Here is a 7,000-nt window from a genome sequence, read left to right on the forward strand (position 1 = left end):
TGCCGCGATTCGGGGCTGCAGTTGCGCCCGGGATTCCCGCGCCCTGTCACGACGCCCGACTGCCGGTCGGGCTAGGCTGATGGCTTGTACCGCTTCGGAGGCCTCGACATGATGGGTGTCGCTTCGATCGCGCCATTTCCGCAGTGGCGGATCATCGCCTGCATCGTGTTGGCACTGGCTGCCAGCGGCGCCTGCGCCAGACAAGGAACGAGCATGACCCAGGACCACGCCACCGATCCCGCCGCTTCCGCGCTGTCGCGCGCCGCGAGCGCGGGCGATGCCGCCGAGATCGGACGCCTGATCGCCGATGGCGCCAATCCCAACGCCAAGGACGCGCAGGGTTCGCCCCTGCTGCAGGCCGCGATCCTGCGCGGCGACCGACGGGCGTTCCAGGCGCTGCTCGAGGCTGGTGCAGACGCCACCACCGGCGCCGCCAACGGCAACACCGCCGTGCATCTGGCGGCGATGCAGGACGACGCCAGCTATCTCAAGGCGTTGCTGGCCGGGGGCGCGTCCGCCGACACACCCAACACCAAGAACGGCGAGACACCGCTGTTCAATGCGCTCGAAGCGCGCAACGACGAGAACATCCGGCTGCTGCTCGAGGCCGGCGCGCGCGCGGACGCGACCGACGCCTTCGGCGCAACCCTGCTGCACAAGGCCGCGCGCATCAACGCGACCGGCTGGGTGGTGCGCTTCCTTGAGGCCGGCGCCGATCCGACCGCCCGCGACCGCGTCGGTGTGACGTTCCAGCCGTCCTTCTTCCGTGCCCGCGACGCGGTGTTGTCGGCCGATGCGAAGCGCGACCGCGAGACGGTGCGCGACTGGCTCGTCGCGCGGCAGATTCCGGTCGAAGACACGCACTGATCGCGCTGCCGCGTTGCGCGGCCTGCGATCCGCAGTCGAAGCCCGCAGCGCTGTTGCATGCCCGGGCGCGCGCAGCAGACATGCCGCCGCGGGTGTCAGGAGCCGACTGAGCCGGACCGGCGCAGCGCGCCGGACCTCTCGTCAGCCCGGCGGATCAGCTGCCGCTCAGGGCCAGGCGGGCGGCGAGGCGCGCCATGCGGCGAACACCTCCGCCAGCGTCGCGCGTTCGGCCGCGGTCCAGCCGGGGAGCAGCGTCGCGTAGCGCGAGGTATCGCTCCACAACCCGGGCTCCGTGCGGACGGCCGCGGCATACCAGCGCACGGCCTCGTCGCGACGATCGTTCGACCACAGCCCGAGCGCCAGCGTCGGCGGCGCCCACGAAGGGCGCAGCAGCCGGCCGTCGAGTGCCTGACGCCACTGGTCGAGCGCTTCCTGATGATGACCGCCGCGATACAGATCCCAGCCGTAATTCCAGTGGATCGAGCTGCGCTGCGGCGAACGCGCCGACAGGGTGCCGAGCGCCTGTGCGTACAGTGCGCGTCCGGTCTCCTCGCGTCCGCTGCGCATCAGCACCTGCGCCAGCTGCGCGCGCGCCTGGTCCGCGTTGCGGCCATTGCGATCGATCAGCTGCATCAGCCGGGCATGTGCCTCGTCGTCGTTGCCTTCGATCACGACGATGGGCGACGCGGTGCGCGCGTCATCGTCGAAGTAGAACTCCGCCGGCGCCGGCAGGGTCTGTGCGCCGACGGCCGACGCGAACAGCAGGCCCAGGCCGCACAGGCCGGAACGCAGGTATCCCATGTCCATCCCCCCCCTCACTCGAACCGTGTCGGGCCGATACGCCCCGACATCCCCGCGCCCATTGTAGCCACCCCGCGCGCTGGACCGCCGCGACCGGCTTCACGGATGGCGGGCGCTAGCCCGTGCGACTGGCGGCGTCGTGCGTCGACGCGCGCGACCGGCCGGCTTTCGGGGCCATGCCATGCGCGCGACGTGCGGCGCGCCACGATGGGCGGGATCGACCTGCCTCAGCGGCGCCAGACCAGGCAGCGGTTGTGCGACGGCATCGCGACATCGCTCTGCAGACGCAGGCCGATGCGCGACGCCAGCGCGTCCACCGCATCGAGGTCACGGATGCCCGAGTGCGGATCCCGGGCCTTGAGCCAGAGGTCGAACGCGCGATTGCTGTCGCTGGTGTACGCACCGCCGACATTGAAGGGGCCGTAGACGACCAGGGTCGCGTCGTCGGCAAGTGCCCGGTCGAGACCGGCGAAGCAGGCCTCCACCGCCGGCCAGTCCATGATGTGCAATGTGTTGGCGGTGAACGCGGCATCGAACCGGTCACCGGCAATGGTCGAAACCGGCCAGTCGGTCTGCGTGACGTCGAGCGCCACAGGTGCAGGCGTATTCGGCAGCGCGGCTTCGTCGAGCCACGCCGTGATTCCCGACAGATGCAGCGCGCGTTCGGACGTCTGCCAGCGCAGCCACGGCATCGCAGCCGCGAAGTGGACCGCGTGCTGCCCCGTCCCGCTGCCGATTTCCAGCACGCTGCGGCGTCGTGCGAACTGGTCGCGCAGGACCTCGAGAATCGGACCGCGATTGCGGTCGCACGAAGGCGCGTTCGGTTTGTCGCGCGGCGGCGGCAGGTCTGTCATGCGCAACACGATACGGCAGCGTGCAACGCGTGTGCGTCAGTCGCGGGCAGCGTCTTCGTCCCAGACGGGCCCGCGGCGCAAGCGGATCGCACCGGCGATGGGCGTGTCCGGATCGAGGACGACATCCGCCTGCGTGATCCGGATCCGCCGCGCCGCCGCAAGCGCGCAGGCGACGCGCCGCACGTCGGGCATCGCGGTGCGCCAGCTGGCCTCGTCATACAGGCGGCGCGCCACCTCAGACGGACAGATCGAGGCATCGGGCGCGCGTACGCGCAGCAACGCCAGGATGTCCGCCGCGATCCGGTCATCCGCCGGTAGTGCCATCGTGTCAGCCGGGCTGGAGCAGCCGCAGGCCGAACCGGTCGTCTTCGTCATTCCAGCCGTGCGTCACGCGGAAACCCGCCTGTGCAACCAGCCCGGCGAACGAGGCATCGGTGTACTTCTGGCTGATCTCGACCTGCATGGCCTCGCCGTCCTCGAAGTCGAAGACGCGATCGCCAATCCGCACGGTCTGGGCCCGCTGGCTGACCAGCGCGGTCTCGATGCGCATGCGGTCGCGCGCGTAATGCGCGCGATGGCGGAAGCCGTCCGTATCGAAATCGCTGCCGATCTCGCGGTTGAGCCGCGTCAGCAGGTTCAGGGTGAAGGCGGCGGTCACGCCGGCGGCATCGTTGTAAGCGGCCTCGATGATCGCCGGGTCCTTGTCCAGATCGATCCCGAGCAGCGCGCAGCCGCCATCGCCCATCGTCCCGCGCATCGAGCGCAGCAGACGGACGGCTTCTTCATCGGAGAAGTTGCCGAGCGTCGAGCCGGGGAAGAACACCAGCGTGCGGTGCGCCCGATGCGCCGCGCGCGGCAACGGTACCGGGCGGGTGAAGTCCGCGCACACCGGCAGCATCTGCACTTCGGGGAAGCTCTGGCCCAGGCGGGTCACGCTATCCATCAATGCGGTTCGCGAGATCTCGATCGGCGTGTAGGCGACCGGCGCCATGAGTCCTTCGAGCAGCAGTTCGGTCTTGCGGCCGCTGCCGCTGCCGAACTCCACCACGTGCACACCGTCGCCGATGGCCTGGGCGATCGACGGCATCTGCGCTTCCAGCATCGCCAGTTCCACGCGCGTCAGGTAGTACTCGGGCTGCCGGGTGATCGCCTCGAACAAACGCGAGCCTTCCGCGTCGTAGAAGTACTTCGACGGCAGCGTTTTCGGCGCACGCGACAGGCCGGCGACGGCATCGGCGGTGATGTCGTCGGGCTGCGGACGCAGATCGGTCAGGGCGGCCTGCGCACGGGCGCGGGCGATGGCGGCATTCATGGTGAGTCCTTGGCCAGGCGCAGGCCGGCGAACTGCCACCGCGCATCGGAGGGAAAGAAGTTGCGGTAGCTGGCGCGCACATGGTCGGCGGAGGTCGCGCAGCTGCCGCCGCGAAGCACCCACTGCGCGTCCATGAACTTGCCGTTGTATTCACCCAGCGTGCCGGGCCACGGCCGGTATCCGGGATAGGCGGTATAGGCGCTCGACGTCCATTCCCAGACGTCGCCGAACATCTGCTGCAGACCCGTGGAAGCTGCGGCGGGCGCGCCCGGGTGCAGGCGTCCGCTGTCGACGAAATTGCCTTCCACCGGCAGCGCCGTGGCGGCCTGTTCCCATTCGAATTCGGTCGGCAGGCGTGCCCCGGCCCAGCGCGCGAAGGCGTCGGCCTCGTAGTAACTCAGATGGCACACCGGCGCATCGGAATCGAGCGCACGCCAGCCGCCGAGCGTGAACTCGGCATCGCAGGCGTCGTTCCAGTACAGCGGATGCGTCCAGCCGCGCGCGCGCACCGCGTCCCAGCCCGCGCTGAGCCAGACGCCCGCCGTGCGGTAGCCGCCGTCCTCGACGAACGCACGGAATTCGGCATTGCTGACCGGCCGGCTCGCCAGGGCGTGCGCGGGCACCAGCACCCGGTGCCGCGGGGATTCGTTGTCGTAGGCGAACCCGTCGGTGCCGGGCCAGGCCGCATGTCCGGCCTCGACGATCGTCTCCTGGCGCGTGATCCAGCGCAGCGCCGCGCCGCTGCCGGCAGCGTGTGGCAGGTCCGCACGATAGGCGGGCGTCAGCGGATTGCTGAAGAACGCATGCTTGATGTCGGTCAGCAGCAGTTCCTGGTGCTGCTGCTCGTGCTGCAGGCCGAGTTCCACGATGTCGAGCAACCGGGCCTCGACATCACCGCGCTGCAGGCGATCGCGCATGCGCGCCTCGACCGTGGCGCGATAGTCCGCGACCTGCGCGAGCGTGGGCCGGGACAGTACGCCGCGCCGGGGCCGCGCATGCATCGGCCCGGCGCTCTGGTAGTAGCTGTTGAACAGGAAGTCCCAGGCGGGATCGAACGGCGCGTATGCACCGCCGTCGGCGAGCACGAAGCGTTCGAAGAACCACGTGGTGTGGGCCAGATGCCATTTCGTCGGGCTCGCATCGTCCATGCTCTGGACCATGGCGTCTTCGGCGCCGATCGGTGCCGCGAGTGCGGCACTCCGGCTGCGTACCGCATCGAAACGCTGCGCGAGCCAGCGGCATCGCGCGTCGATATCGCCAGCTCCGGAGGAGGGCGGAACAGGTTCGTGAAGCGCCATCGGGGAAGTCTTGAGTGCGCTGCGTGACGATCCCGTCATCACGCCAGCCGATGGCGCAGTGAACCACACGCCGGCCTCTTTCTTGAACGCGAAGCGTGATGCAGTCCACGCGTAACGGAATTTCTACGCCTGGCACCACGCCGGCCATACATCCCGGCGTCGACACTGCGCATCAACAACCCTGCAGGAGCTCACCGATGCGACGTATCGCTCTCCCCCTGGCGGCCGCCATGGCATTCGCGTTCACCGCGTGCAGCAACGAGCCACCGCCGGCAGACGCGCCACCGATGGATCCCGCACCGATGAACGATCCGGCGACACCGCCGATGGATCCCGCGACCGATCCCATGAACCCGCCGGCCGACCCGATGACGCCGCCAACCGATCCGAGCATGCCGCCGCCGACCGATCCGATGGCGCCACCTTCCAGCGATCCGATGACCCCGCCACCGGCCACGCCGCCGATGGAAGGGGAGGGCACGACCTCCAGCGATACCTGAGGCGCGTCCACCAGACAACAGGTGCCACCCGTGAAACCGGTTGACGTCTCTGACGTCATCGCCTGACGGCGCTCTCTCTCCAGCCGGTTCCAGTTGCCGTCCGCCTCCCCCGGGGCGGGCGGCTTTTTATTGCGACCGACGGTCTGCGCCCGCTGGCCACGGCGCGCCGCGATAGATGGCCTGATCGGCGAGCGCGAGCAGGGCGAGGTCTTCGTGCGTGTCGCCATGCGCGTGGATCTCGCGATAGCGGGCGACGTCGTAACGCTGGCGGACCCGGCGCACCTTTTCCGCCGCCACGCACTGCGGGCCCGCATATCGACCGGTCATGCGGTCGCCGGCGTGTTCCAGCGACGAACACAGCAGCTCGACGCCTTGCGACGCGCACCAGGGCGCGAGATACACGTCGAACCCGCCGGAGACCACCACGACGGTATCGCCGCGGGCACGGTGGGCATCGAGGCGCGCCTGCATTTCAGGCCGCACCAGTGACGGGAGCACGGTGGCGGCGAATCGACGTCCCGCTTCCTCGACGGCGGTGCGCGGCAGACCGCCGAACGCGTAGCGCACGAGCAGGGCGCGCAGCACGGACACCGGCAGCAGCTTGAGCCTGTACGCCAGCACCGGCAGCACGAACAGCAGCGTGCCGAGATGCAGGCGACGCGGCGGCGTGGCAAAGCGCAGGAAATCCGGCAGCGTCTCGCGCGTGGTGAGCGTGCCGTCGAAGTCGAACAGCGCCAGCACCGGACGCGCATCCGTCGACGCGTGCGCGCTCACGACACCGACGTCGCGGCCTGTACCAGCAGCGCGATGACGCAGCCGATGCCGCCGAACCACGCGAGGCTCCGCAGCAAGGCCAGGTCCGCGACGTAGGCGACGCCGTGCACCAGTCGCAATGCGACGAATGCGATCGCCAGCATCGCGATACGGTCGTGCGCCACGCCGGCGAGCTGCGCGAGCACCACGCCCGCGGCGAACGGTGCGAAGGCCTCGAGTGCATTGAGGTGCGCGTTGTAGGCCCGCCGCAGTCGCGGATGGTCCTGCCGCGCGATCCAGCCGCGCGGATCGTGGTTGTCGTAGCGCGGCACCGAAGCCTTCGCCAGCCCGACCCAGGCATAGGGCAGCAGCGCGGCGATCAGCACGCACCAGTAAGCGGTGGACAAGGTCATCGGTGGTTCCGAGGATGAGGACAGGTGGCTTATCGCATGGACGTGTGGGTCGTGTCGCCGCCGTAATGCCCGAAGCCCGCCCCCGCAAAGCGGGGGAGGGTTGGGAGGGGGCGAACGTACCGGTCGATGCGCGACTCCACTCAAGGGTGAAGGTGAGTTCTTGATCCTCGGTTTCCTGGAGCGCTGACAGGTCGCCCCCACC

9 protein-coding genes are annotated in these 7,000 nt (G+C 69.6%); 1 reads left to right on the forward strand and 8 read right to left on the reverse strand.

Annotated features, from left to right (window positions below; all coding sequences use genetic code 11):
* The first annotated feature begins 213 nt into the window (after window positions 1-213).
* Window positions 214-867 carry an ankyrin repeat domain-containing protein gene (locus tag CURTO8I2_RS11950; RefSeq protein ID WP_159681287.1) on the forward strand — a complete coding sequence of 218 codons (654 nt, stop codon included), beginning with the start codon at window positions 214-216 and terminating at the stop codon, window positions 865-867.
* A gap of 165 nt (window positions 868-1,032) precedes the next feature.
* Here the strand turns inward: CURTO8I2_RS11950 and CURTO8I2_RS11955 are convergent, their stop codons facing one another.
* The 8 genes from CURTO8I2_RS11955 to CURTO8I2_RS11990 form a co-directional block, all read right to left on the reverse strand.
* Window positions 1,033-1,668 carry a tetratricopeptide repeat protein gene (locus CURTO8I2_RS11955; RefSeq protein ID WP_159681288.1) on the reverse strand — a complete coding sequence of 212 codons (636 nt, stop codon included), beginning with the start codon at window positions 1,666-1,668 and terminating at the stop codon, window positions 1,033-1,035.
* A gap of 227 nt (window positions 1,669-1,895) precedes the next feature.
* Window positions 1,896-2,522 (reverse strand): DUF938 domain-containing protein, encoded by a 627-nt coding sequence (locus CURTO8I2_RS11960; protein ID WP_159681289.1) that lies wholly within the window; start codon window positions 2,520-2,522, stop codon window positions 1,896-1,898.
* Window positions 2,523-2,558: 36 nt separating this feature from the next.
* Window positions 2,559-2,846: a DUF3253 domain-containing protein gene (locus CURTO8I2_RS11965; RefSeq protein ID WP_159681290.1), complete on the reverse strand. Its 288-nt coding sequence runs from the start codon at window positions 2,844-2,846 to the stop codon at window positions 2,559-2,561.
* Between the two features lie 4 nt (window positions 2,847-2,850).
* Window positions 2,851-3,834, reverse strand: a complete 984-nt coding sequence (egtD, locus tag CURTO8I2_RS11970; RefSeq protein ID WP_159681291.1) for an L-histidine N(alpha)-methyltransferase — start codon at window positions 3,832-3,834, stop codon at window positions 2,851-2,853.
* Complete coding sequence (gene egtB, locus CURTO8I2_RS11975) at window positions 3,831-5,171, reverse strand: ergothioneine biosynthesis protein EgtB (protein WP_236551094.1); 1,341 nt, start codon at window positions 5,169-5,171, stop codon at window positions 3,831-3,833. The genes egtD and egtB overlap by 4 nt, the downstream gene beginning before the upstream one ends.
* A gap of 133 nt (window positions 5,172-5,304) precedes the next feature.
* Window positions 5,305-5,859 carry a hypothetical protein gene (locus CURTO8I2_RS11980; RefSeq protein ID WP_201295555.1) on the reverse strand — a complete coding sequence of 185 codons (555 nt, stop codon included), beginning with the start codon at window positions 5,857-5,859 and terminating at the stop codon, window positions 5,305-5,307.
* The gene (locus tag CURTO8I2_RS11985) at window positions 5,759-6,406 is read right to left on the reverse strand and encodes an HAD-IB family hydrolase (RefSeq protein ID WP_201295508.1); all 648 of its coding nucleotides are present in this window, start codon (window positions 6,404-6,406) and stop codon (window positions 5,759-5,761) included. Before CURTO8I2_RS11985 ends, CURTO8I2_RS11980 begins: the two co-directional genes overlap by 101 nt.
* On the reverse strand, window positions 6,403-6,798 hold the full coding sequence (locus CURTO8I2_RS11990; protein WP_201295509.1) for an MAPEG family protein: 396 nt from the start codon (window positions 6,796-6,798) through the stop codon (window positions 6,403-6,405). Before CURTO8I2_RS11990 ends, CURTO8I2_RS11985 begins: the two co-directional genes overlap by 4 nt.
* Window positions 6,799-7,000 lie beyond the last annotated feature (202 nt).

The organism is Luteimonas sp. 9C (assembly GCF_902506295.1).
GTDB lineage: Bacteria > Pseudomonadota > Gammaproteobacteria > Xanthomonadales > Xanthomonadaceae > Luteimonas.

Excerpts from the sequence above, each read along its gene's own strand:
- CURTO8I2_RS11960 (WP_159681289.1), bottom strand. The coding sequence starts at position 2,522 with ATGACAGACCTGCCGCCGCCGCGCGACAAACCGAACGCGCCTTCGTGC.
- CURTO8I2_RS11950 (WP_159681287.1), top strand. The coding sequence starts at position 214 with ATGACCCAGGACCACGCCACCGATCCCGCCGCTTCCGCGCTGTCGCGC.
- CURTO8I2_RS11980 (WP_201295555.1), bottom strand. The coding sequence starts at position 5,859 with ATGGCGACACGCACGAAGACCTCGCCCTGCTCGCGCTCGCCGATCAGG.
- egtD (WP_159681291.1), bottom strand. The coding sequence starts at position 3,834 with ATGAATGCCGCCATCGCCCGCGCCCGTGCGCAGGCCGCCCTGACCGAT.
- CURTO8I2_RS11955 (WP_159681288.1), bottom strand. The coding sequence starts at position 1,668 with ATGGGATACCTGCGTTCCGGCCTGTGCGGCCTGGGCCTGCTGTTCGCG.
- CURTO8I2_RS11965 (WP_159681290.1), bottom strand. The coding sequence starts at position 2,846 with ATGGCACTACCGGCGGATGACCGGATCGCGGCGGACATCCTGGCGTTG.
- CURTO8I2_RS11990 (WP_201295509.1), bottom strand. The coding sequence starts at position 6,798 with ATGACCTTGTCCACCGCTTACTGGTGCGTGCTGATCGCCGCGCTGCTG.
- egtB (WP_236551094.1), bottom strand. The coding sequence starts at position 5,171 with ATGACGGGATCGTCACGCAGCGCACTCAAGACTTCCCCGATGGCGCTT.